The sequence below is a fragment of the Sphingopyxis sp. genome (assembly GCF_035998905.1).
Taxonomy (GTDB): Bacteria; Pseudomonadota; Alphaproteobacteria; order Sphingomonadales; family Sphingomonadaceae; genus Sphingopyxis.
The window spans coordinates 108,109-131,109 of sequence record NZ_DASYHG010000021.1; the positions used below are offsets into that span (position 1 = coordinate 108,109).

Sequence of the window (23,001 nt, forward strand, 5' to 3'; positions counted from 1 at the left end):
AGGCTATTTGGCCGGGCCGCACGTCACCGACCCGCTGCCGACATTGCGCACCGTGCAAGCCGGCCGGCCGAGCACGACGGTCTTGCCGATCCCGCGCGCGGTGATCGCCGCGCTCTTGACCGCGCGCAGGACATGGTCGCCCGCGCCCTCGCTGTCGCTGATCAATTCATCGACCGCCAGCGCACCGGCGTCGACCATGCCCGCACCCGATAGCGTCATCTGCGCCTGCTTGACGGCGCCGCCGAGCGTCATCGTGCCATTGCCGAGCATCGCGACCGAGAGCCGGTCGGCGGCAATCCGGCCGACGATCAGCCGCCCCGGGCCGCGCAGCCCGACCATCGCGCGTTGCCCCTTCAACGCATCGACCTGCAACGACCCCGCGCCGCCAAGCGTCGCCGAGCGCAGGTTCGCCGCGTTGACGCGGATCGTGACAGGGCCGCGCGGCGCGCGGCGTTTCTCGTCGCCCGCGAATTGGCGTTCGCCAATCACCAGCTTGCCGTCGCGCGCCTCGATGCTCAGCCGGTCGAGCGCGTCCTGTGGCCCGGTCGCGACGGCGCTGACCGGCGCACGGTTCACGACTTCGACCGTGACGTCGGCATTGACCTCGATCGCCTCGAAACTGGAAAGACCGAAACGTTTCTCGGCAGCCGACGCGGAGCCGGCGAGAAACAGGGCGGTCGCCGCGAACGCGGCGCATCGGGCTGCGAAAATCATGGTGCCGCCTTAACCCGTTCGGGCAGGCGGCACCAGCGTCGCGTCACTTGCAGGTGGCGGTACCCGAACCCATCTGGCGCGTCGAACAATTCGCTCCGCCGGTCAGCGTCACATCGCCCGAACCAAGGATGCTGATGTCCGCCTTGCCGGTCGCCTGCGCGTCGACATTGCCCGATCCGGTAACCGATACCTCCAGCGTCGTGGCGACAAGGCCGTCGGCGTCGATATCGCCCGATCCGGTCACGCTCAATTCGCCCGAACCGATCGTGCCGCCGGCGATCTCGATGTCGCCCGAGCCCGATACGGTGATATCGGCGCGCTTGCCCGTCAGCTTCGCGACCTTGAGGTCGCCCGATCCGGTCACCACGGCCTCGACCGCATCGCCATCGACGTTATCGGCGTCAATCGTTCCCGACCCGGTCAGGCGCACCGCATTCAGCCGGGGCATGGTGATTGCGATATCGACGTCATCCTCGTCGCGGCTCGAAAAGCTGAAGCCCTCGCGCTTGCGTCCGATCTTCAAATCGGGACCGTCGAGCGTGATCTCGAGCCGGTCGAGCGCCTCCTTGCGGCCCCGCGCAGTGATCGAAAAAGCGTCGCCCTGGCGAATGGTGATATCGTCGGGCCCGGCGACCTCGACACGGGTGAAGCCGGTGAGCGCAAAGCTCTGTGTCGTGATCGGCCCGACGCTGGCCGGCGGCCCGCTCCGTTCACTCCGCTTCTCGTCGCTCGGCGCCGCGCTGTTGCATCCCGTGACAAGCACCAGCGGCAACATCGCCATCATCCAGTTCCGCATCGTAAATCTCCTCTGTGTATTACCTAAATAACACACAAGAGATCGCCTGTCCAGCACGCTACCAGCGCAGCAAGGGCGCTAGCAGCAGGCGGCCCGCCAGGCCGGAAAGCACGACGGCAAGGCCGTGCCAAAGCGCGATGTGCATCATGTCGTTCGACGCACAATGCAGCGCGACGATCGTCGCGCCCGCCGCCCCAGCCGCGATCCCGACCACCCAGCCGGCCCGCGTCGGCGACGTCGGTGCGCCCGCCTTCAGCCATGCGAACAGCGCCGCGCCGACGCCCAGCCCCGCCATGACGCCCTCGATCAGGCAGCCCAGCCCGTTTTCGGGCCGCGCCGCTTCCATCGCCGCATGACCATCGCCCAGCGCCATGACGAGCGCCGAAAGCGGCAACGCCAGCGCCGCGAGTCCGGCCCAGCGCCAGCCGCTGTAATCGCGCCCGACGCCCGGCAACCCCATGCGCAGCGCGCTCCATGCCGCGGCAAAACCCAAGGCGACGACCAGCCAGAAGGCGAGCAGCGGCAACGGCGGCATCATGACGCCCTCCGCGAGGTCGTGGCGCATACCCGAAAACCAGAAGAGCAACAGCGCACCCGCCACCCATCCGGCGGCGACCCACAAGGAACCGCGCGTCAGGCGGCGCGGGCGCACGGGTTCGAGCTCACCGGCGAGGTCGTCGATCAGATCGTCGATCGATGCGTTGCTCATCTCATTCGCTTTCAATCAATTGCGCGAGTTTCTTCAGTCCGCGGTGAATATTCACCTTCACCAGCGACTCGCTTTGCCCGCATATCTGCGATGCTTCGGCGATCGAGGCGCCTTCGATCTTGACCAGCGTGATCGCCTGCGCCTGTCCGGCAGGAAGCAAGCCCAACATCCGGTCGAGACTGAGCCGCGCGTGGACAGCTTCGTCGTCCGCACCGACCGCCGCATCATTGTCGCCCAGCTCCGCCTCGTCGCGCTGGCGGCGCAGCATGTCGATCCAGCGATAGCGCGCAATCGCCGCGAGCCACGGCAGGAAGGGCCGGTTCCTGTCCCAGGTGGCGAGCTTGCGGTGCATAGACACCAAAGTTTCCTGCACCAGGTCGTCGATATGCCCCGGGGCGATACGCCGCGCGAAATAGCGCTCGAGCCATTTGCGGCAATCGGCGAGCAGCGCGCGATAAGCGGCGCGGTCGCCGCGCTGCGATGCCGCCATCAGATGCGCCAGCGAAGGCTCGTCGATGCTCATTTGCGCCGCAGTCTAGCAGCGACGGCGTCGAGCGAGAACAGTCCGCCGCCGCGCACGATCAGTATCGCCGCCATTGCGGCCCAGAGCGAGTGCACTGGCCACCAGGCATCGGGGAAGACGAAGAGCTGGATGACCAGCGTCATGACAAGCAGCGCGCCCGCCGAAAAGCGCGTGGCGATCCCGAAGAGGAGAAGCATCGGAAAGACATGTTCGGCGACCACCGTTACCGGCACCGCGATCGCCGGGTCGAGCGGCAGGCCCGAAAATTCGGACGCGAACAGGTCATATTGCGACGGATCGATTTGCAGGAAGCCACCTTCGAGCACCTTGGTCTGACCCGAGCGCCAGAAAACCCCGGCGAGCGCCGCGCGGAGCAGCAGGAGCGCAATCGCTTCGGGAATGCGCCCTGCGGCCAGCGCGACGCCGCGATCGTAAATTGCGACAATGTTCTTCATCTCTCAGACCCTCTCGAACGCTCCGGCGCCGATCAGCGCCGCGATCGCGGCTCCGCCGTCGGGGTGGGTTTCGGCAAGCGCGGCGATGAGGTTACCCAGCAGCGAAAATTCCTCCGCCATGTGGAACGCGGCGACGGTGGCCGGATGGATGGCGGACACCCGGACTTCGGCTTCCGGGCGCGCAATGATCAGCGTCCCGACGTCCGGCGCAAAGTCCGGATCGATCAACGAAGCCGCAGCGCTCGCAAGTTTCACAATCCGCGCCGCGGGATGGCGGCGAACGGCGAGGCCCAGCAGCGCCGCCTCATCGATCCCGGCGAGATCGGCGAACGAGAGCGCCCGAGCGTCGGCGGCGTGATAGCTTTCCAACCACGCCCATTCTACACGCGCGAGGTCGGCAGCCACCGGATCGGCGAGCCAGTCGGGAAAGTCGCTCCCGATTTTGCCCAGCGAACGATATCGCGCGTGCCCCGCGTCGACGAAGTCTCGCGACAACTGATTGAAGAGGGCTTCGCCCAGATATTCTCGCGTGCGCGGGAACGTGTCTTCGAGGGCGACCAGCCGCGCGTGCGAAATCGTGTTGGCATGGACACGCAGCCCGCGCAGCGCCGCGGCCTCGCCGCCCGCGAACAGGTCGGCGGGCAGATAGGCGGGACCGTGAAGCAACGTCGCGGCGATCGCCGCCTGCACCTCATGCATCGGCCGGCTCGGAGACGAGCAGCGCGTCGGCCTTGGCCATTTCGGCAGCCAGCACCGGCCAGGTGGGGACATCGCTGTCCCATTCGACCAGCACCGGCCTTGGCCCCGCGCGCTTCAGGAAGGCGGCAAGCAGGTCCCAGCAGCTTTGCCGGACCGTCGACCCATGATCGTCGATCGCGATCGTTCCGCCCAGATCGTCGTCCTTGCGCGCATGGCCGGCAACGTGGATCTCCCCGACAAGGCGCGGGTCGAGGGCGTCGAGCCACGGCGCCGGATCGAGCCCGAGGTTGAACGCCGACACCTCGACATTGTTGACATCGAGCAGCAGGCCGCAGCCGCTCCGCCGGCACAGTTCGTGGAGGAAATCGACCTCACCCCAATCGTCCCCGGTATAGGCCAGATAGCGCGACGGGTTTTCGATCAGCATCGTCCGGCCGAGCCGGTCCTGCACGCGCCCGACCTCGCGCGCGAAATGATCGAGTGCGGCATGGCTATACGGGACGGGGAGCAGGTCAGGGAATTTGTCGTGCGCGCCGTTGCTCCAGCTCAGATGGTCGGAAACCATCGCCGGTTTGTACCGCGTGCATAGCGCCGCGAGGGCATCCAGTTCGTCCGGATCGACACCCGCCGCCGACCCAAGCGACAGCCCGACCGAGTGGAAGCTCAGCGGCATGTGCGCTGCGATCGCGGTCAGCCAGCGATGCGGGGGCCCGCCTGCGCCGAAGTAGTTCTGGGGGTGCACTTCGGCCCAGGCGGGCGGGGCGCCCTGCTCCGCCGCCGCGAGCACGTCGGCATAATGTCCGGGCTTCAGCCCGAAACCGGCGCGTCGCGGCAAAAGCGGGCGGGGAGGCATAGGGGTCAGCCCTTCTTTTTCGCGACCGGCTTGGCGTTGCCGGCGTGCGCGGTGAGCGTGCCGCCCATCTTTTCGCAGCTGCCAGCGGGGACATGCTTCCAGGCGTTGCCCTGGTAATCGACGGTGGAGGTGCCGGCACAGCTCGTACCCGGACCAGCGGCACAGTCATTCTTGCCCTTCAGCGACACGCCGTAGCATTTTTCCTTCGCGCCATCGGCGGCGGCGGCGGGGACGGCGACGGCACCGGCCGCCATGGCAAGGATCGCCGATGCGGCGAGCGACAATTTCAGGCTATTCGACATTTTGTTTCTCCCTTGAAATGGGCGATGCGGGGGATGGCATCGACAGCAGTTCGGGCAGAAGCGCCGGCCGGTTACGCCGACGCCAATTTCCGTTGCGCCATCTTGTCGCCACCTTCGGCGCGCAGGGAGGTTCTTTCCTCTTCAACCAGCGAGCCAATCATGAGCGTAGCCTTTCGCCGCGAAAGCGACGACGAGCATAAGGAACCCGAATTCGAACTGCCGATCCCGGTCGGCCCGAATCTGGTGACCCCGCGCGGATTGCGCCTGCTCGGCGAAGAGGTCGCGCGGATCGAAGCGGAGATTGCGGGGGCGACCGATGAGGAAGCGCGCAAGAAGTTGCTGCGCCGCCTGCGCTATTTCCACACCCGCCAGTCGACCGCCGACGTCCAGACTCCGCCCGCCGACGGCAGCGTCGGGATCGGCAGCCGGGTCACCTATCGCCTGAACAAGGCCGAAAAGACGATCACAATCGTCGGCGGCGACGAAGCCGACCCGGCGTCGGGATCGATCGCCTTTTTCGCTCCGCTGGCGCGCGCGCTAATGGGTGCAGAGGTTGGCGAGAGCGTCGAATATCAGGATCGCGAGGATGCGATTGCCATCCTCGCGGCCGAAGCCGATCCGGAGATGCAGGCATGAAGGACAAGTTCGAGCGCCACAAACAGCCGTGGACCGCGGCCGAAATCGACAAGCTTCACACGCTCGCCAAAAAGGGCATGGCGCTGAAAGCGATTGCGAAAGCGCTGACGCGCAGCGAGGAATCGGTGAAGGTCCGCGCCAAGGCCGACGGCCTGTCGATCGCAAAGCTGCACTGACACCCCGATGACCACCGCCAACTATGACGCCATCGTGCTGGGTGCCGGCGCGGCCGGGCTGATGTGCGCCGCGGTTGCGGGCGCACGCGGGCGGCGCGTGCTGTTGCTCGATCATGCCGATGCGGTGGGCAAGAAGATCCTGATTTCGGGCGGCGGGCGCTGCAACTTCACCAATGTGAACACGGCGCCCGATCGCTTCCTCACGGCGAACCCGCATTTCGCCAAGTCGGCGCTCGCGCGCTACACGCCCGCCGACTTCATCGCGCTCGTCGAGCGCCACGGCATCTCCTATCACGAAAAGACGCTCGGCCAGCTGTTCTGCGATGGCTCGGCAAAAGCGATTGTCGCGATGCTGCTCGACGAAGCCGCCAAAGCCGGGGTCGATGTCCGCACCGGCCAGCCGGTAAACGAGGTGACGCACGCCGACGGCAAGTTCACCGTCCGCTTCGGCGACCAGAGCTTCGTCGCTCCGGCGCTGGTCATCGCGACCGGCGGCCCGTCGATCCCCAAGATGGGCGCGACAGGGTTCGCCTACGATCTCGCGCGGCAGTTCGGCCTGAAAGTCGTCGAACCGCGCCCCGCGCTCGTCCCGCTGACATTGGGCGGCGACGATGTCCTGTTCCGCGAACTGTCGGGAATCGCCGCGCCCGTCGAGGCGCGCGCGGGCAAGGCCGCGTTCCGCGAGGCCGCGCTCTTCACCCATCGCGGCCTGTCGGGGCCTGCGATCCTCCAGGTCAGCAGCTATTGGCGCCACGGCGAGCCCGTGACGATCGACCTGTTGCCCGATGCGCCGCAGGGCTGGCTGCTCGACGCCAAGCGCACGCGCCCGCGCGCCACTCTTCGCGCGACGCTTGGCGCGCTGCTCCCCGACCGTCTCGCCGAAACGCTCGCCGAACGCCTTGCGCTGCCCGGCGAACTCGGCGCTTTGACCGACCGCAAGCTCGCCGATGCCGAGGCGCGACTTTCGGGCTGGATTTTCCGCCCCAACGGCACCGAAGGCTTCGCCAAAGCCGAGGTCACCGTGGGCGGAATCTCGACAGCAAACCTGTCGTCGCAAACAATGATGGCCAAAACCGTCCCGAACCTCTATGCGGTCGGCGAAGCCGTGGACGTCACCGGGTGGCTGGGCGGCTATAATTTTCAGTGGGCTTGGGCCAGCGGACACGCTGCGGGCCAGGCCCTTTAGGAAAAAACCCAGATAATTCTTCGTCATGCCGAACGCGTTTCGGCATTCATGATCCAATGTTTTGATCCCGGGCGACAGACGCGGGACAAGATCGGGGCAGCGAAGACGGAAACAGCGGCGCCTTTGCTGCTCAGGATAAGAAGAACAAAATGCCTTTCGAAAATCTTTCTCCCGTCCTTTCGGACGCCCTCACCGCGCGCGGATATGAAGCGCTCACCCCCGTCCAGACGCACGTCACCGAAGCCGAGGCCAAGGGCCGAGACCTGCTCGTCTCGGCGCAGACCGGCTCGGGCAAGACCGTCGCCTTCGGCCTCGCGATGGCCGACGAGCTGATCGAGGACGGCCGCCTCCCCTTCGCGACCTCCCCGCTCGCGCTGATCATCGCGCCGACGCGCGAACTCGCACTGCAGGTCAGCCGCGAGCTCTCGTGGCTCTATGGCAAGGCCGGCGCGCGCATCGCGACCTGCGTTGGCGGCATGGACGCCAGCAAGGAACGCCGCGCGCTCGGTCAGGGCGTGCAGATCGTCGTCGGCACGCCGGGGCGCCTGCGCGATCACCTCGAACGCGGCGCGCTCGACCTCACCGCGCTGCGCGTTGCCGTGCTCGACGAAGCCGACGAAATGCTCGACATGGGCTTTCGCGACGACCTTGAGGAAATCCTCGACGGCACCCCCGAAACGCGCCGCACCCTGCTGTTCTCGGCGACGCTTCCCAAACCGATCGTCCAACTCGCGAAGCGCTACCAGCGCGACGCCTTGCGCATCTCGACCGTCGGCGAAGACCGCGGTCATGGCGACATCTCCTATCAGGCCGTCACCGTCGCCCCCGCCGATATCGAAGGCGCGGTGATCAACATCCTCCGCCTCCACGAGGCGGAGACCGCGATGCTGTTCTGCGCAACGCGCGACAATGTCCGCCGCCTCCACGCCAGCCTCGTCGAGCGCGGTTTCGCTGCGGTCGCGCTGTCGGGCGAGCATAGCCAGAATGAGCGCAATCATGCGCTGCAAGCCCTTCGCGATCGCCGGGCGCGCGTCTGCGTCGCGACCGACGTCGCTGCGCGCGGCATCGACCTGCCGACGCTCAGCCTTGTCATCCACGTCGAAATCCCGCGCGACGCCGAAACGCTCCAGCACCGTTCGGGCCGCACCGGCCGCGCGGGCAAGAAGGGCACGGCGGTCATCATCGTCCCCTATCCGCGCCGCCGCCGCGTCGACGGCATGCTCCGCGGCGCGCGTATCAACGCCGAATGGATGGACGCGCCGACCGCCGCCGACGTGCGCAAGCGCGACCAAGAGCGCCTGATCGAAAAGCTGCTCGCGCCCGTCGAGCACGAGCCCGAGGATCTCGAACTCGCGCAGCGCCTGATGGCCGAGCGCAGCGCCGAGGACATCGCCGCGTCGCTCGTCCGCGCCCACCGCGCGCTGATGCCGCCGCCCGAAGACCTGCTCGACAACAGCCCGCGCGGCCGCGACCGCCCCGAGCGCGGTGAACGCGGCGAGCGGTTCGAGCGCCCGGAACGCGGCAGCGCCGACCGCCGCGAAGGCTTCGAGGACAGCGTCTGGTTCCGCCTCAACATCGGTCGCCACCAGAATGCCGATCCGCGCTGGATCCTGCCCTTGCTCTGCCGCCGCGGTCATGTCAGCAAGAACGAGATCGGCGCGATCCGCATCGGGCCGAAGGAAACAATGTTCAACATCCCGCGCGGCATCGCCGACCGCTTCATGGAAGCCGTGCAGCGCAGCGCCAACGCCGATGGCGAGGATGATAGCGGCGTCGCAATCACGCCCGCACCCGATGGCCCGACCTATCCGCCGCGCCGCGACAAGGGCGGCCGCGACGCCGCCCCGCGCGGCCCGATGCGTGCCGGCCCCGGCGGCGACCGCGGCCCGCGCGGACATGCTGGTCCACGCGACAAGAACGAGCGCTACAAACCCAAGCCCTACGGCCAGCGCAGCCCGCGCCGCCCCAAGTAAGTTGACCCCTTCCCCCGGCGGGGAGGGACTTTCATCGCACCGCCCTTGCGCTCTGCTGTCCGGCCCACCAGATGGACCGGACAGCAGGAGAGCGGCGGATGCAAGCGATCGAAGCCTTTATCGAAAGCCAGGGCGGACCCGAGGTCATCGACTGGCGCACGGTAACGCTCGGCGACCCCGGCCCCGGCCAGGTCCTGCTGCGCCAGACCGCGGTCGGGCTCAACTATCTCGACACCTATCACCGCGACGGCACCTATCCCGTGCCGCTACCGAGCGGGCTTGGGGTCGAATCCGCCGGTGAAATCGTCGCGGTCGGCGCCGACGTCCACGGCCTCCAGCCCGGCGACCGCGTTGCGACTTTCGGCCCCGAACGCACCGCCTATGCGAGCGCGCGGATCGTCAGCGCCGCCTCGCTATTCAAGCTGCCGCCCGAGATCGACGACGAGACCGCGGCCGCTGCGCTGCTGAAGGCCTGCACGGTCGAGATGCTCGTCGAGCGCTGCGCAAAGGTCGAGGCGGGATCAACCGTGCTCGTCCATGCCGCCGCGGGCGGGGTCGGGCTGATCCTCGTCCAATGGCTGAAAGCGATCGGCGCGAGCGTCATCGGCACCGTCAGCACCGAGGCGAAGGCGCACACCGCACGCGAAGCCGGCGCCGATCATGTCCTGATGTACAAGAGCGACGATGTCGCGACGCACGTCCGCGAGATCACCGACGGCCAGGGCGTTCCCGTCACCTTCGACGGCATCGGCATGGCGACATGGGACGTCTCGCTCAAGGCCACCGCGCGGCGCGGGCTGATCGTCAGCTATGGCAATGCCGGCGGCCCGGTGACCGGGGTGAACCTCGGCATCCTCGCGCAGCACGGATCGCAGTTCGTCACCCGCCCGACGCTGTTCGACTATTATCTCCACCCCGGCGAGCGCGCCGCGGGCGCCGCGCGCGTGTTCGAAATGATCGCATCGGGGGCGGTGCAGATCACCGTCGGCCAGCGCTATTCGCTGGAAGATGCCGCACGCGCGCATGCCGATTTGCAGGCAGGGCGCACGACGGGTTCGACGCTCCTGATTCCGGAGCATGGTTAGCCGTCGTCCCTGCGAAAGCAGGGGCGACGTTACGCCTTCAACCGCTCCGCATGCCACGCGACATGCTCGGCCATGAAGGTCGAGATGAAATAATAGCTGTGATCATAGCCGGGCTGCATGCGAATTTCGGCCTTCTGTCCTGCCGCTTCGCACGCCTCGACCAGCAAGTGCGTCTTGAGCTGCTCGGTCAGGAAATTGTCGGCGTCGCCTTGATCGACCAGCAGGTCCGGCACCCGCGCACCGCCTGCGATCAACGCGCAGGCGTCATAGACGCTCCACGCTTCGCGATCGTCGCCGAGATAGTTGCCCAGCGCCTTCTCGCCCCACGGGCATTGCAACGGGGCGACGATCGGCGAAAAGGCCGACACCGAGCGGAAGCGATCGGGGGTGCGCAGCGCCACGGTGAGCGCGCCGTGCCCGCCCATCGAGTGGCCGGTGATCCCCTGCCGCGTCATGTCCGCGGCGGCAAATTCGCGCAGGACCAGCGACGGAAGTTCGTCCTCGACATATGATCGCATCCGGTAATTGGCCGCCCACGGCTCCTCGGTCGCGTCGACATAGAAACCGGCGCCCAAGCCGAAATCCCACGCCGCGTCGGGATCGTCGGGAACGCCCTCGCCGCGCGGGCTGGTATCGGGGGCGACGAAGATCACGCCATGCTCGGCGCAGGCGGCGCGGTACTCGCCCTTTTCCATGACATTGGCATGGGTGCAGGTCAGTCCCGACAGATACCAGAGCACGGGCAGCTTCACCCCCGGCGCATGGTCGGGGACGAAGACCGCAAAGGTCATATCGGTGCCGGTCGCCGTGCTCTTGTGTTTGTACACGCCCTGCGTGCCGCCATGGCTGCGAACGGTGGAGAGGGTTTCGAGGGTCATGCGGGTTCCTGAACGGGGATCGAAGCGATGAGGGGGTGATGTCCCCAATGACGCAGGAGGTCGAGAACCGCCTGCCCCGACAAGCCGAGGGTGCCGGTATTGCGCAGCGGATGGACATTGACCGTCGCCGCAGCCGCCAGCCCCTCATCGAGCACGACGGTGATGCTTCCGGGCGCCGCGTTGATCGCCGCCAGCGGCGTCACCGATCCGGGCGCGATACCGAGCAGGCGGTCCATATCGTCGGCCTTGCCGAAACTCACGCGCTTGCTGCCGATCGCGGTGGGCAGTGCCTTCAGGTCGACGCGCGCTTCGGACGGCACGGTGACGAGCCAATAGGCGCCGCCATTGTCCTTCAGGAACAGATTCTTGGTATGCGCCCCCGGAATGCCGGCGTTCACCACGTCGCTCTCGGCAACGGTGAACACCGCTTCATGCTCATAGGCGGCGAAGGGGACGGCAAGCACGCCAAGGTCCGCCATCAATCCCGCTTCGCCGCGCATGATCAGTCCCTTAAACGACGCGATGGAGCGCGCAGAGCTTGTTGCCCGACGGATCGCGCAGATAGGCGAGATAGAGCTGGCCGAAACCGCCTTCACGCACGCCCGGCGGGTCTTCGATCGAGGTGCCGCCGTTGGCGACGCCGGCATCGTGCCACGCCTTCGCCTGTTCGGGGCCTTCCATCGCGAAGCCGATCGTGCAGCCGTTTCCGGCGGTCGCAGGTTCGCCGTCGATCGGTGCACCGACGAGGAACAGGCCGCCGTTATACATATAGATCAGGCGGCCCTTGTCGTCCTGGATCGCGGGCTTGCCGCCGATCGCCTGGAAGGTCGCGTCATAGAATTTCTTGGCGGCTTCGAGGTCGTTCGCCCCGACCATATTGTGACTATACATCGCCTTTGCTCCTCCTGATTCTGGTTGCGAAACGCTACCTACTCCGGCCGTCCGGTCAGGGCCAGCCACGATGATGCCTCGCGTTCACCAAAAACGACGAACTAGCGGAAGACGACCGTTTTGCGGCCGTCGATCAGCACGCGCTGCTCGGCGACCCAGCGCACCGCGCGCGCGAGCACCTGCGCTTCGGTATCGCGGCCGATGCGGATGAGCTCGTCGACGCTGTCGCGGTGATCGACGCGCTCGACCGCCTGCTCGATGATCGGCCCTTCGTCGAGGTCGCTCGTCACGAAATGCGCTGTCGCGCCGATCAGCTTGACCCCGCGCTCGTGCGCGCGGTGATAAGGCTTGGCGCCCTTGAAGCCCGGCAGGAAGCTGTGATGGATGTTGATGCAGCGCCCCGACAGCTTCGCCGACAGATCGGACGAGAGCACCTGCATATAGCGCGCGAGCACCAGATACTCCGCCCCGCCGCGCGCCATCACGTCGAGGATCGCGGCTTCCTGCTCTGCGCGGCTCGCGTCGCTGACGGGCAGATAATGGAACGGCACCCCGTGCCATTCGGACAGCCGCCGCTGCGCCTCATGATTCGACACGACGCCGACGACGTCGATCGCGAGGTTCCCCGTCGACCAGCGATGGAGCAGGTCGTTGAGGCAGTGGCTCCCTTGCGACACCGCGATCACGAAGCGCGGCTTCGCGGTGCGGTCGCTGATCCGCGCGTCCATCGCGAAGCGGGCGATGATCGGCGCAAAGGCTTCTTCCACCCCCGCTAACCCATCGGGAAAGCGCGGCCCCGCGCCGCGGAACTCGACGCGCATGAAGAAGCGCCCCGAATCGAGATCGGCATATTGCTGGCTGTCGAGGATGAAGCCGTCGCGTGTCGCGAGCAGCCCGGTCACCGCCGCGACGATGCCAACCGCATCGACACAGCTGAAGGTCAGGACGAAGGCCGGCTGATCCATTTCGGTCATGCCAGCCGGTGCGTCGCGCACAGCTTGTTGCCGGCGGGATCGCGCAGATAGGCGAGATAGACCGTCCGACCCTCGGTTACCTGGCGGATGCCCGGCGGATCCTCGATCGCCGTCCCGCCGTTCGCTACGCCCGCGGCGTGCCAGGCATCGACCGCTTCGGTCGACGCCGCGATGAAGCCGAGCGTGCCACCGTTGGCCCCGGTCGCGGCCGCACCATTGAGCGGCTTCGTGATCAGGAAGCGCCCGCCGGCATGCGAATAGATGAGGCGGCCCCACGCATCGACCACGCCCGGCGGCACGCCGAGCGCGCCCAATGCGGCGTCATAGAAACGGCGCGCGGCTTCGATATCGTCGGCGCCCAGTGCGACATGGCTGAACATGCCGGCCTCAGTAAACGACGACCGAGCGGATGCTCTCGCCAGCGTGCATCAGGTCGAAGCCCTTGTTGATCTCTTCCAGCCCCATAACGTGGGTGATCATCGGATCGATCTCGATCTTACCGGTCATATACATGTCGACGATCTTCGGCACGTCGGTGCGGCCCTTGGCGCCGCCAAACGCGGTGCCGCGCCAGTTGCGCCCGGTGACGAGCTGGAACGGCCGCGTCGCGATTTCCTTGCCCGCTTCGGCGACGCCGATGATGATCGAGGTGCCCCAGCCGCGGTGGCAGGCTTCGAGCGCGATCCGCATCACCTCGGTATTGCCCGTCGCGTCGAAGGTATAATCGGCGCCGCCGTCGGTCATCTGGACGATCGTCGCAACGACATCCTCGCGGCTCATGCCCTTCGAATTGAGGAAGTCGGTCATGCCGAACTTGCGGCCCCATTCCTCGCGGTCGGGGTTGATGTCGACGCCGATGATCTTGTCGGCGCCCGCGAGCCGCGCGCCCTGGATCACGTTCAAACCGATGCCGCCCAAACCGAATACGACGACATTGTCGCCGACCTGCACCTTCGCGGTGTTGATGACCGCGCCGACGCCGGTGGTCACGCCGCAACCGATGTAACAGCTCGATTGGAACGGCGCGTCCTCGCGGATTTTCGCGACCGCGATCTCGGGCAGCACGGTGAAGTTCGAGAAGGTCGAGCAGCCCATATAATGGAAGATCGGCTGGCCCTTGTACGAAAAGCGCGTCGTGCCGTCGGGCATCAGCCCCTTGCCCTGCGTGGCGCGGATCGCGGTGCAGAGGTTGGTCTTGCCCGAAAGGCAGCTTTTGCACTGGCGGCATTCGGGGGTGTAGAGCGGGATCACATGGTCTCCGGGCTTGACGCTAGTGACGCCCGCGCCGACCTCGCGCACGACGCCCGCACCTTCATGGCCCAGCACGCTCGGAAAGATGCCCTCGCTGTCGAAGCCGTCGAGCGTATAGGCGTCGGTGTGGCAGATGCCCGTCGCCATGATCTCGACCAGCACCTCGCCCGCCTTCGGGCCTTCCAAATCGAGTTCGACGATTTCGAGCGGCTTCTTCGCTTCGAACGCAACGGCGGCGCGGGTCTTCATGGGCGATCTCCTTCTCGGCGGCTCCAATCAGGCAAATGCGGCGGCAATGCAAGCACCCGATCCTCTCTGCGGCGAAGCCGTGGGGAGGGGGACCATGCGAAGCATGGTGGAGGGGGCGGCAACATCGCGCCATAGCCCCTCCGTCAGCGCTTCGCGCTGCCACCTCCCCATGCCTGCGGCACAGGGAGGATCAATCCTGACCTTAAAGCCACAAAAGCCCCGCATGCGCGCATCCGATTTGTGTCCGTTGTGGCTTTAGCGGCGCGGGACGTTGGCGCTTAAGGAGACAAAAGATACGGACCGACAGCGCGAAACTGTCTCCTTTGTCGCTTTAGGCGAAGGCGTGAATATCAAACTGGTCAAAGAGCGGAATCGGAGGCTGGCACAGCGAAATAATGTAGGAAAGCCACCTTCTCCCACCTCCCTGCCCTCGTCACCCCGGACTTGATCCGGGGTCCACGACACCAGCGCCGCGATGGATCCCGGATCAAGTCCGGGATGACGATGAAGGAAAAGCGGCGCGCTCGTCTCGCTCCTCGACCCGCTCCGCCCGCAGGAGGAGCCGATCTGGGCGGTCTATCCGCAGCGGCGGCATCTGCTGCCGAAGGTGCGGCTGCTGATCGACAAGCTGCGCGAGGAATTGCCGAGGGCGTTGTCGCGGAGCGGGGCGCTATAGGTAGCGCAATTCGCCCGTCCACATTTGGTTTGCGCGCAGGCATTCAGGATCGAGCTGTCGCAAAAAGTCCGCAAACCTTTGCCGCACGACTTCTGGAAGCTCTCCATCAAAATCCGCGTCTTGGGCAGCTTCCTCAATTAACTCTCGATAATGGAACAGCGCTTCCGCAAGCGTCGCCACATCTCTGTTTACGTAGCTCGGCTCAAAACTGCCGTCGTCGTCGAGAAGGAGGACCGTACCTTCGGTATCGAGCACGATTGGATCGCCACTGCCGTCAGATCCTATCGGCAGACAAGAAATAAGCCGTTCTGGAAGGGCCCCTTCGGGAACCCAGTCCAGAGGCTTCTTCCCGAAGCTCAGGCAAGGTGCAGCTTCGGTGGGCAATCCGGCAATTTTCAGGAAGTGCTCTGCTTCGTCTGGTATTCGTGAGGCCGCGAAATCATCATCAGCGTAGCGATAGAGCGTATCTCCGTTCGCTTCCCAGGCAGCCTTGAATTCTTGTGCTTTCATAAGGGCGTTATGCGAACTGTTGGAGGCACTGGCAACCAGCTACCCGCCCCTCAACACTCCACCACACTAACCGCCAGCCCGCCCTTCGACGTTTCCTTATACTTATCGCGCATGTCACGACCCGTCTGCAGCATGGTCACGATCACCGTGTCGAGGCTGACGACATGCGTGCCGTCGCCGATCATCGCGATGCGACTGGCGTCGATCGCCTTGATCGCGCCCATCGCGTTGCGCTCGATGCACGGGATCTGGACGAGGCCTCCAATGGGATCACAAGTGAGGCCGAGGTTATGCTCCATGCCGATCTCGGCGGCATTTTCGACCTGCGCGTTGGTGCCGCCGAGCGCGGCAGTCAGCCCCGCCGCCGCCATCGAGCAGGCGACGCCGACCTCGCCCTGGCAGCCGACCTCCGCGCCCGAGATGCTGGCGTTGCGCTTGTAGAGCGCGCCGACCGCGCCCGCAGCGAGCAGGAAGGTGCGCACCCCGGCGGCGTCGCCGCGATAGCCGCGGCGGTAGAAGCGGATCACCGCGGGGATGATCCCCGCCGCGCCGTTGGTCGGCGCGGTGACGACCTTGCCGCCCGCGGCATTTTCCTCGTTCACCGCCATCGCCCAAAGGTTGATCCAGTCCATCATCGCGAGCGGGTCGATCAGATTGGTTTCGTGGCGGCCCCGGATATCGTCGGCGATCTGTGGCGCGCGGCGTTTGACCTTGAGGCCCCCCGGCAGAATCCCGTTGCTCGAACAGCCCGCATCGATCGAGGCATCCATCGCCTCGGCGATCGCATCGATACCCGCCGTCACCTCGTTCGGCGGGCGGTGACGCACTTCATTGGCGAACATCATTTCGGCAAAGCTGAGGCCCGACGCCTTGCCCATCGCGATCAGGTCGGCGCCCGAGGTAAAGGGATAGGGCAGTTCGACCTCATCCTCAGCCCCGCGGCTGTTGCGCCCCGCCTCGTCCTCGTCGACGACGAAGCCGCCGCCGATCGAGAAATACATGCGCTTTGCCAATATTTCGCCGTCGCCGTCGCGCGCGGTGAAGCTCAGCGCATTGCTGTGGAACGGCTGGCGCTGGCGCATCTGGAAATGCAGGTCGCTTTTCGGCTGAAACCGTACCCGCTGCCGCCCGAGCAGATAGATGAAGCTCTCGCTCTCGGCGCGGTCCCAATGCGCCTTGATCGCGGCAAGGCTGGTCGAGGCGGGGATTTCTCCGGCGAGGCCCGCGACTACCGCGGTGTCGGCGGCGTGCCCCTTCCCCGTCAGCGCGAGCGACCCATAGAGGTCGGCTTCCACATGCACGGTCTTCGTGAGCATCGCCTGCTCGTCGAGCCAGACGGTGAAACGCCGGGCGGCGACCATCGGGCCCACGGTATGCGAGCTCGACGGTCCGACACCGATTTTGAAAAGTTCGAAAAGGCTGATCGTCATGGCGGTGCTATAGAAGACGCGCCGCCATTGCGATAGGACATCAAGGCCCGATTATTTCTAGTTCAGGCCGGGTAGGTCCAGGTCGTGTCGCGGGCGAAATTTTCCGCAGCGAAGTCCCAGTTGAGCAGTTCGTCGACCACCGCGTCGACATAGGCCGGACGCAGGTTCTTGCGGTCGATGTAATAGGCATGCTCCCACACGTCGATGACGAGCAAGGGCTTGATACCCGCGGTCAGCTCGGTGCCCGCGTCATGCGTGTCGGTGACCGACAGCGTGCCGTCGCGCGAGACGAGCCAAGCCCAGCCCGAAGCGAAATGGTTGACGGCGGTTTCCTTGAGCTTCTTCTTCAGCTCGTCGAGCGAGCCGAAATCGCGGTCGATCGCCGCCGCAAGGTCGCCGGCGGGCGCGGTCTTCGCCGGGCTCAGGCTTTCCCAATAGAAAGCGTGGTTCCACGACTGCGCCGCATTGTTGAACAGGCCCTTGTTGCCCGAACCCTCGGCGTGGTGGACGATTTCCTCGAGCGGCTTCGACGCGAGGTCGGTGCCTTCGATCGCGGCGTTGACCTTGTCGACATAGGCCTTGTGATGCTTGCCATGATGCGTCGCCAGCGTGTCGGCCGAGATATGCGGCTCGAGTGCATCCTGGGCGTAGGGGAGAGGAGGATGGGCGATGGTCATGGCAGTCTCCTTTTTTATGAATTCGGGCCCTTAACTCGGTATCGCCCCCGCGAGTTGCAACCCCGTGACCGGAATTTTTCGCCCGATATTCAGGTCACCATGGCCTGAAGCGTCGCGATCCGGTCGGCTTCCTCGGCGGGCTTGTCGCGGCGGATGCGCGAAATGCGCGGGAAGCGCATCGCGAGGCCCGACTTGTGCCGCTTGCTGCTGTGGATCGAATCGAACGCGACTTCGAGCACGAGCGACTTTTCGACCTCGCGCACCGGACCGAAGCGGTTGAGCGTGTTGTCGCGAACGAACTTGTCGAGCCATTTCAGCTCCTCGTCGGTGAAGCCCGAATAGGCCTTGCCGACCGGCAGCAGTTCGCCCGCGTCGGACCAGCAGCCGAAAGTATAGTCCGAATAGAAACTCGCGCGGCGGCCGTTGCCGCGCTGCGCATACATCATCACGCAGTCGGCGGTCAGCGGGTCGCGTTTCCATTTATACCACAGCCCCGCGCGGCGCCCCGCGACATAGGGCGCATCGCGGCGCTTGAGCATCACGCCCTCGATCGCGGCATCGCGCGCACCCGCGCGGCGTTCGGCAAGGTCGTCGAAGTCCGTCGCGTCGATCACCTGCGACAGGTCGAAATGGCTTGCCGCGAGGCGCGGGACGAACGCCTCCAATTGCCGCCGCCGCTCGGTCCACGGCAGGCTGCGCAAGTCGTTGCCATCGACGGCGAGCAGGTCATAGACGCGCACGAACGCCGGATAGTCGGCGAGCATCTTCTTCGACACCGTCTTGCGCCCGAGCCTTTGCTGGAGCGCATTGAAGCTTGCGGCTTCCCCGCCCTGAACCTCGCCGCGCACGAGCAGTTCGCCGTCGATCACCGCATCCTGATCGAACGCCGCGACAAGTTCGGGAAAGGCGCCGCTGATCTCTTCGCCGCCGCGACTGTAGATGCGCGTCTCGCCGCCGCCATGGACGATCTGGACGCGGATGCCGTCCCATTTCCATTCGGCGGCATAGTCGGCGAGATCGATGTTCTCCGCCTCCAGCGGATGCGCGAGCATGAAGGGGCGGAAAAAGGCGACATCGGCAAGGTCGGGCCGTTCCGCCCTTCCCTCGCCCCACGCGAACAGCGGCGCATAGGGCGGCGGGATCGCGTGCCACAGCTCCTCGACATCGTCGACGGGCACGTCGAACGCCTGTGCAAACGCCTGCTTCGCGAGCCGCGCCGACACGCCGACGCGCATCCCGCCAAGCGCGAGCTTGAGCAAAGCATAGCGCCCGTCGGCGTCGAGGCGGTCGAGCAGCGAGGCGACGATCGCTGGAGCATCGCTGCGGGTCGTGGCCGTCAGGGCGTCGACGGCTTCCGAAACGCTAAGGTCGGCCTTCTTTCCCGGTGCATCGGGCCAGAGCAGCGCCGCGGTCTCCGCCGTATCGCCGACAAAATGGCGCGACAGACGGAACAATTCCTCGTCGACGCGGGTCGCCAGCAGGGCGCGCGCCGTACCCGCCTTCACCGCCGGGAAATCAAGGCTCTCAGTCAGCGCCGCGATCGCCCAGCCGCGATCGGGGTCGGGCGTATGGCGGAGATAATCAACAATCAGCGCGAGCTTGCTGTTGCGCGAACGCGTATAGATCAGCCGGTCGATCAGGGCCGCGAAACGTCTCACGCCTCCTCCTCCAGATCGCGACCGACGAGGTGTAGCGCGCGCGCCTTGCGCTGGGTGAGTCCGCACCAGCGCAGCAGGCCGTCCTCGCTGCCATGGGTGATCCACGTCTCCACCGGATTCACGTCGATTATCGTCGCGGTCAGCTCGTCCCAGTCGGCATGGTCCGAAATCACCAGCGGCAGTTCGACCATCCGCTGCCGCGCGCGCTGGCGCACGCGCATCCAGCCCGACGCCATAGCGGTCACCGGGTCGGGCAGCCTCCGCGACCAGCGATCGTTCAGCGCCGAGGGCGGCGCAAGCACGATCTGCCCCGCCATTTCCGCCTTGTCGGTCTCGCTGACAAGCCGGAGTTCGCCGAGGTCGACACCGTGCACCCCATAGAGGTTGCACATTCTCTCGAGCGCGCCGTGGATATAGATCGGGGCGTCCCACCCCGCCCCGCGCAATTCGGCGATCACGCGCTGCGCCTTGCCGAGCGCATAGGCGCCGACAAGCACCGAGCGGTCGGGTTCGGCGCGGACAGCGCCGATCAGCTTGGCGATCTCGTCGCCGGTCGGCGGGTGGCGAAATACCGGCAAGCCAAAGGTGGCCTCGGTGATGAAGATGTCGCACGGCACAACCTCGAACGGCGTGCAGGTCGGGTCGGCGCGGCGTTTATAGTCGCCGGTGACGACGATCCGCTCGCCCTGATATTCCATCAATATTTGCGCGCTGCCGAGCACATGGCCGGCGGGATGGAAGCTGAAGCGCACGTCGCCGCGTTCGAACCCGTCCCCATATACAAACGCCCGATTATGGCTCGCCTCGGCATCGACGCCGTACCGCAGCGCCATGATCGCGAGCGTCTCGGGCGTCGCGAATACCGCGCCATGGCCACTGCGCGCATGGTCGGCGTGGCCGTGCGTCACCGCGGCGCGCTCGACGGGACGCGAGGGGTCGATCCACAGGTCGGCGGGCTTCACATAGATGCCGCCCGGATGCGGCTCGATCCAGGTCTTGGCCTTCGCCATCAGGCGGCAAGTTTCCGCGCGAGCGCCAGATCGGCAACGAACAGCTCGCGCTCCTCCGCAGCGCGCTCGCGGTCGGGCAGGCGCAGCAGAAACGAGGGATGGATCGTCGCGATCAGTTTCGTGCCCCCGGCCAACTCGTGCACCGCGCCGCGCATCGACTTGATGCTCGCGCTCTTCCCCGTCACCCCGCGTAGCGCGCTCGCTCCCAGCGTGACGATGATGTCGGGCTGCACCAGCGCGCGCTCCTTGTCGAGCCACCAGCGGCAGATGTCGATCTCGGCGGTCGTCGGATTCTGGTGGAGGCGGCGTTTGCCGCGCGGTTCAAACTTGAAATGCTTGACCGCGTTGGTCAGGAACAGCCGCCGCCGCTCGAGCCCCGCTTCGTCCAGCGCCTCGTTCAGCACCTGCCCCGTGGGGCCGACGAAGGGCCGGCCCTGCAAATCCTCCTGGTCGCCCGGCTGTTCACCGACGAGCATGATCTTCGCCGCCTCTGGCCCCTCGCCCGCGATACCCTGCGTCGCGTTGCAATAGAGCGGGCAGCGCGTGCAGCGATCGATCGCGCGCGCAACGTCGCCCAACGTCTTTATATCGTCATCGAGGAGCAGTTCGTCGGGCACGCGCGTCCGCCATTTATCCGCCAGAGGGTTCGCCAAGGAAACGGCCGCTTCGCGCATGCGTTCCACCCGCGCCGCGGCGCCCGCGAGCAGCGGGGCGATATCCTGCGCCTCGGGCAGATTTTTCCAATATTTCTTCGGCATCTCGGCGCGCATCGCGTCGATCTTCACCCGCGCGGGATTGAAGATCGCGCCATAGTATGTGCGCCACTGATCCTCGACAATATCGCTATCGGGCACCTCGTCCTTTGTCCCGCCGGGTCCGTAGCTCAGTTTCTCACCCTGCCAGATCGCGCGCGCGTCGGGCGTCACGATCGCCCAGTCCATGCCATAAAAGCGCCGCTGGAAGAAAAGCGCGGTAAGCCGCAATATGCGGTGCGAAGGCTCGAACCACGCCGCGAAACTCTCGCGACCCGCCTCCTCGCCCAGACGGCGGAAACGCACGAATGCGTGCATCTTGTGCACATCGCGCCGGATCGTCTTATCGGCCTTGTTCAGCCAGACGACATCGTCGTCGGTCCGGCGCGCCAGCAATTGCCGGTCGCGCGCCGCGCGCCAGATGACCCGATAGAGCCGCGCCGGCACCTCGGCATCGCGGTGGCAGATCACGCGCTCAGCGATTTCGAGCAATTCGCGCGGCAACGAGACCGCTCCCGCAGGCGTCGCCACCGCTTCATCACCAAACAGCGATGCGCCCTCGTCGCCGTCCCGCCAGCTCACATCCTCCGGCGCGACCCCGCGCGCGAGCAGCTCGCGGGCGGCGGTGCGCCACTCGGCGAAATCGCCGGGCGTTTGCAGCATGACCTCCCTCACAGCGCGAGCGCCAGTTGCTCGGGCGGGGGCGCGAAACGCGCCCGCAGATCGGCGCAGTCGGTAAGCTTGCCCGGCCGCCAGTCGAGAGTGACGACGAAGGGCAGGACCTTCTTCACCGACGCGGTCAATTTCGCGAGATCGCCAAGGCGTAGTTTGCCCAGCCGCCGCGCCGCGACAATGCGGTCGACCGCGCGCGTCCCCAGGCCGGGCACGCGCAGCAGCAATTCGCGCGGCTCGCGGTTGATGTCGACCGGAAAACTTTCGCGCCGGGTTAGCGCCCAGGCGAGCTTGGGGTCTATGGCAAGGTCGAGCATCCCGCCGCTCGCGCCTTCCATGATCTCGGCGCGCTCGAAGCCATAGAAACGCAGCAGCCAGTCGGCCTGATACAACCGATGCTCGCGCATCAGCGGCGGGCGCACCGGCGGCAGGTCATTGCTCGCATCGGGGATCGGACTGTACGCCGAATAATAGACGCGGCGCAGCTGGTAGCCCGAATAAAGGTTCGTTGCGGTCTTCAATATGTCGTCGTCGCGCGCCGCGTCGGCCCCGACGATCATCTGCGTCGACTGCCCCGCGGGCGCAAAGCGTGGCGGCATTGCCTTGCCGATCAACCGGCTTTTCGCGGCTTCGATCGCATCCTCGGCGCCGACGCGCACCGACGCCATCGTCTTGCGGATCGTTTCCGGCTTTTTCTCGGGCGCGAAGCTTTGCAATCCCGCTTCGGTCGGCAGTTCGACATTGGTCGAGAGGCGATCGGCGTAAAGCCCCGCCAGCGCGATCAGCCCGGGGTCGGCGCCCGCGATCGTTTTCAGATGGATATAGCCGGCAAAGCGATGCTCTTCGCGCAGGATGCGCGCGACTTCGACGAGCTGCTCCATCGTATAATCTTCGGACCGGATGATCCCCGACGACAGGAACAGCCCCTCGATATAGTTGCGCTTGTAGAAATCGAGCGTCAGCCGGACGACTTCCTGCGGATTGAACCTTGCCCGCGGCACGTTGCTCGACGCGCGGTTGATGCAGAAACGGCAGTCGTAGATGCAGAAGTTGGTGAGCAGGATCTTGAGCAGCGAGATGCAGCGGCCATCTGGGGCATAGCTGTGGCAGATGCCCATCCCCTCGGTCGATCCGATCCCCTTGCTCGCCACCGAATCGCGCTTGACCGTCCCCGACGACGCGCAGGACGCATCATATTTGGCAGCATCGGCGAGGATGCTCAGCTTTTCCAGAATCGGCTTTGCGGACATATCCCATGGCTAGCAC

Annotated in this window: 26 protein-coding genes; 5 read left to right on the forward strand and 21 right to left on the reverse strand. The window is 66.1% G+C overall.

Translation table 11 applies throughout. The features are described 5' to 3' along the window. Nucleotides 1-3 precede the first annotated feature (3 nt). The 8 genes from VGN62_RS11785 to VGN62_RS11820 are packed head-to-tail and all read right to left on the reverse strand — an operon-like array spanning nucleotide 4 to nucleotide 5,051. Nucleotides 4-714, reverse strand: a complete 711-nt coding sequence (locus VGN62_RS11785; protein WP_327454012.1) for a head GIN domain-containing protein — start codon at nucleotides 712-714, stop codon at nucleotides 4-6. A 43-nt stretch (nucleotides 715-757) separates the two neighbouring features. Continuing rightward, on the reverse strand, nucleotides 758-1,510 hold the full coding sequence (locus VGN62_RS11790) for a head GIN domain-containing protein (RefSeq protein ID WP_327454014.1): 753 nt from the start codon (nucleotides 1,508-1,510) through the stop codon (nucleotides 758-760). Between the two features lie 58 nt (nucleotides 1,511-1,568). Next, a complete protein-coding gene (locus tag VGN62_RS11795) occupies nucleotides 1,569-2,219 on the reverse strand; it encodes a DUF1109 domain-containing protein (RefSeq protein WP_327454016.1) in 651 nt (216 codons plus the stop codon). Between the two features lies 1 nt (nucleotide 2,220). Continuing rightward, nucleotides 2,221-2,742 (reverse strand): sigma-70 family RNA polymerase sigma factor, encoded by a 522-nt coding sequence (locus VGN62_RS11800; protein ID WP_327454019.1) that lies wholly within the window; start codon nucleotides 2,740-2,742, stop codon nucleotides 2,221-2,223. Next, a complete protein-coding gene (locus VGN62_RS11805; RefSeq protein ID WP_327454021.1) occupies nucleotides 2,739-3,197 on the reverse strand; it encodes a DoxX family protein in 459 nt (152 codons plus the stop codon). Before VGN62_RS11805 ends, VGN62_RS11800 begins: the two co-directional genes overlap by 4 nt. 3 nt (nucleotides 3,198-3,200) lie before the next feature. Further along, nucleotides 3,201-3,896, reverse strand: a complete 696-nt coding sequence (locus VGN62_RS11810) for a DNA-binding domain-containing protein (RefSeq protein WP_327454023.1) — start codon at nucleotides 3,894-3,896, stop codon at nucleotides 3,201-3,203. Then, complete coding sequence (locus VGN62_RS11815; protein ID WP_327454025.1) at nucleotides 3,889-4,749, reverse strand: DUF692 domain-containing protein; 861 nt, start codon at nucleotides 4,747-4,749, stop codon at nucleotides 3,889-3,891. Before VGN62_RS11815 ends, VGN62_RS11810 begins: the two co-directional genes overlap by 8 nt. 5 nt (nucleotides 4,750-4,754) lie before the next feature. Next, on the reverse strand, nucleotides 4,755-5,051 hold the full coding sequence (locus VGN62_RS11820; protein ID WP_327454027.1) for a DUF2282 domain-containing protein: 297 nt from the start codon (nucleotides 5,049-5,051) through the stop codon (nucleotides 4,755-4,757). A gap of 159 nt (nucleotides 5,052-5,210) precedes the next feature. On the opposite strand from VGN62_RS11820, the gene VGN62_RS11825 reads away from it, so the two are divergent. From VGN62_RS11825 to VGN62_RS11845, 5 genes are all read left to right on the forward strand, one after another. Then, complete coding sequence (locus VGN62_RS11825; RefSeq protein ID WP_327454029.1) at nucleotides 5,211-5,687, forward strand: GreA/GreB family elongation factor; 477 nt, start codon at nucleotides 5,211-5,213, stop codon at nucleotides 5,685-5,687. Further along, entirely contained in the window at nucleotides 5,684-5,863 is a 180-nt protein-coding gene (locus VGN62_RS11830; protein ID WP_054724496.1) for a hypothetical protein, read from the forward strand. Before VGN62_RS11825 ends, VGN62_RS11830 begins: the two co-directional genes overlap by 4 nt. Nucleotides 5,864-5,870: 7 nt before the next feature. Next, nucleotides 5,871-7,049, forward strand: a complete 1,179-nt coding sequence (locus tag VGN62_RS11835) for an NAD(P)/FAD-dependent oxidoreductase (protein WP_327454037.1) — start codon at nucleotides 5,871-5,873, stop codon at nucleotides 7,047-7,049. Between the two features lie 149 nt (nucleotides 7,050-7,198). Continuing rightward, complete coding sequence (locus tag VGN62_RS11840) at nucleotides 7,199-9,022, forward strand: DEAD/DEAH box helicase (protein WP_327454039.1); 1,824 nt, start codon at nucleotides 7,199-7,201, stop codon at nucleotides 9,020-9,022. Nucleotides 9,023-9,120: 98 nt separating this feature from the next. After that, nucleotides 9,121-10,107: a quinone oxidoreductase gene (locus VGN62_RS11845; RefSeq protein WP_327454041.1), complete on the forward strand. Its 987-nt coding sequence runs from the start codon at nucleotides 9,121-9,123 to the stop codon at nucleotides 10,105-10,107. 29 nt (nucleotides 10,108-10,136) lie between these two features. Here VGN62_RS11845 and fghA read toward each other — a convergent pair whose 3' ends face one another. The 13 genes from fghA to VGN62_RS11910 all read right to left on the reverse strand — a co-directional run bounded on the left by fghA (nucleotide 10,137) and on the right by VGN62_RS11910 (nucleotide 22,985). Beyond that, nucleotides 10,137-10,985: an S-formylglutathione hydrolase gene (gene fghA / locus VGN62_RS11850; RefSeq protein ID WP_327454043.1), complete on the reverse strand. Its 849-nt coding sequence runs from the start codon at nucleotides 10,983-10,985 to the stop codon at nucleotides 10,137-10,139. Beyond that, nucleotides 10,982-11,485: a prolyl-tRNA synthetase associated domain-containing protein gene (locus VGN62_RS11855; RefSeq protein ID WP_327454046.1), complete on the reverse strand. Its 504-nt coding sequence runs from the start codon at nucleotides 11,483-11,485 to the stop codon at nucleotides 10,982-10,984. The genes fghA and VGN62_RS11855 overlap by 4 nt, the downstream gene beginning before the upstream one ends. Before the next feature lie 10 nt (nucleotides 11,486-11,495). Continuing rightward, complete coding sequence (locus VGN62_RS11860) at nucleotides 11,496-11,876, reverse strand: VOC family protein (RefSeq protein ID WP_327454048.1); 381 nt, start codon at nucleotides 11,874-11,876, stop codon at nucleotides 11,496-11,498. 101 nt (nucleotides 11,877-11,977) lie between these two features. Further along, the gene (gene purU, locus VGN62_RS11865; protein WP_327454051.1) at nucleotides 11,978-12,850 is read right to left on the reverse strand and encodes a formyltetrahydrofolate deformylase; all 873 of its coding nucleotides are present in this window, start codon (nucleotides 12,848-12,850) and stop codon (nucleotides 11,978-11,980) included. Continuing rightward, a complete protein-coding gene (locus VGN62_RS11870) occupies nucleotides 12,847-13,230 on the reverse strand; it encodes a VOC family protein (RefSeq protein WP_327454053.1) in 384 nt (127 codons plus the stop codon). Before VGN62_RS11870 ends, purU begins: the two co-directional genes overlap by 4 nt. 7 nt (nucleotides 13,231-13,237) lie before the next feature. Beyond that, complete coding sequence (locus VGN62_RS11875) at nucleotides 13,238-14,350, reverse strand: S-(hydroxymethyl)glutathione dehydrogenase/class III alcohol dehydrogenase (protein ID WP_327454055.1); 1,113 nt, start codon at nucleotides 14,348-14,350, stop codon at nucleotides 13,238-13,240. A gap of 670 nt (nucleotides 14,351-15,020) precedes the next feature. Then, a complete protein-coding gene (locus VGN62_RS11880) occupies nucleotides 15,021-15,536 on the reverse strand; it encodes an SUKH-4 family immunity protein (RefSeq protein ID WP_327454057.1) in 516 nt (171 codons plus the stop codon). A gap of 50 nt (nucleotides 15,537-15,586) precedes the next feature. Further along, nucleotides 15,587-16,966 carry an L-serine ammonia-lyase gene (locus tag VGN62_RS11885; protein WP_327454059.1) on the reverse strand — a complete coding sequence of 460 codons (1,380 nt, stop codon included), beginning with the start codon at nucleotides 16,964-16,966 and terminating at the stop codon, nucleotides 15,587-15,589. A 62-nt stretch (nucleotides 16,967-17,028) separates the two neighbouring features. Further along, nucleotides 17,029-17,643, reverse strand: a complete 615-nt coding sequence (locus VGN62_RS11890; protein ID WP_327454061.1) for a superoxide dismutase — start codon at nucleotides 17,641-17,643, stop codon at nucleotides 17,029-17,031. 89 nt (nucleotides 17,644-17,732) lie between these two features. Then, the gene (locus tag VGN62_RS11895) at nucleotides 17,733-19,301 is read right to left on the reverse strand and encodes a cisplatin damage response ATP-dependent DNA ligase (protein WP_327454063.1); all 1,569 of its coding nucleotides are present in this window, start codon (nucleotides 19,299-19,301) and stop codon (nucleotides 17,733-17,735) included. Further along, the gene (locus tag VGN62_RS11900) at nucleotides 19,298-20,311 is read right to left on the reverse strand and encodes a ligase-associated DNA damage response exonuclease (protein ID WP_327454065.1); all 1,014 of its coding nucleotides are present in this window, start codon (nucleotides 20,309-20,311) and stop codon (nucleotides 19,298-19,300) included. Before VGN62_RS11900 ends, VGN62_RS11895 begins: the two co-directional genes overlap by 4 nt. Continuing rightward, a complete protein-coding gene (locus VGN62_RS11905; RefSeq protein ID WP_327454067.1) occupies nucleotides 20,311-21,726 on the reverse strand; it encodes a UdgX family uracil-DNA binding protein in 1,416 nt (471 codons plus the stop codon). Before VGN62_RS11905 ends, VGN62_RS11900 begins: the two co-directional genes overlap by 1 nt. Before the next feature lie 8 nt (nucleotides 21,727-21,734). Beyond that, a complete protein-coding gene (locus tag VGN62_RS11910) occupies nucleotides 21,735-22,985 on the reverse strand; it encodes a putative DNA modification/repair radical SAM protein (protein WP_327454069.1) in 1,251 nt (416 codons plus the stop codon). Nucleotides 22,986-23,001 lie beyond the last annotated feature (16 nt).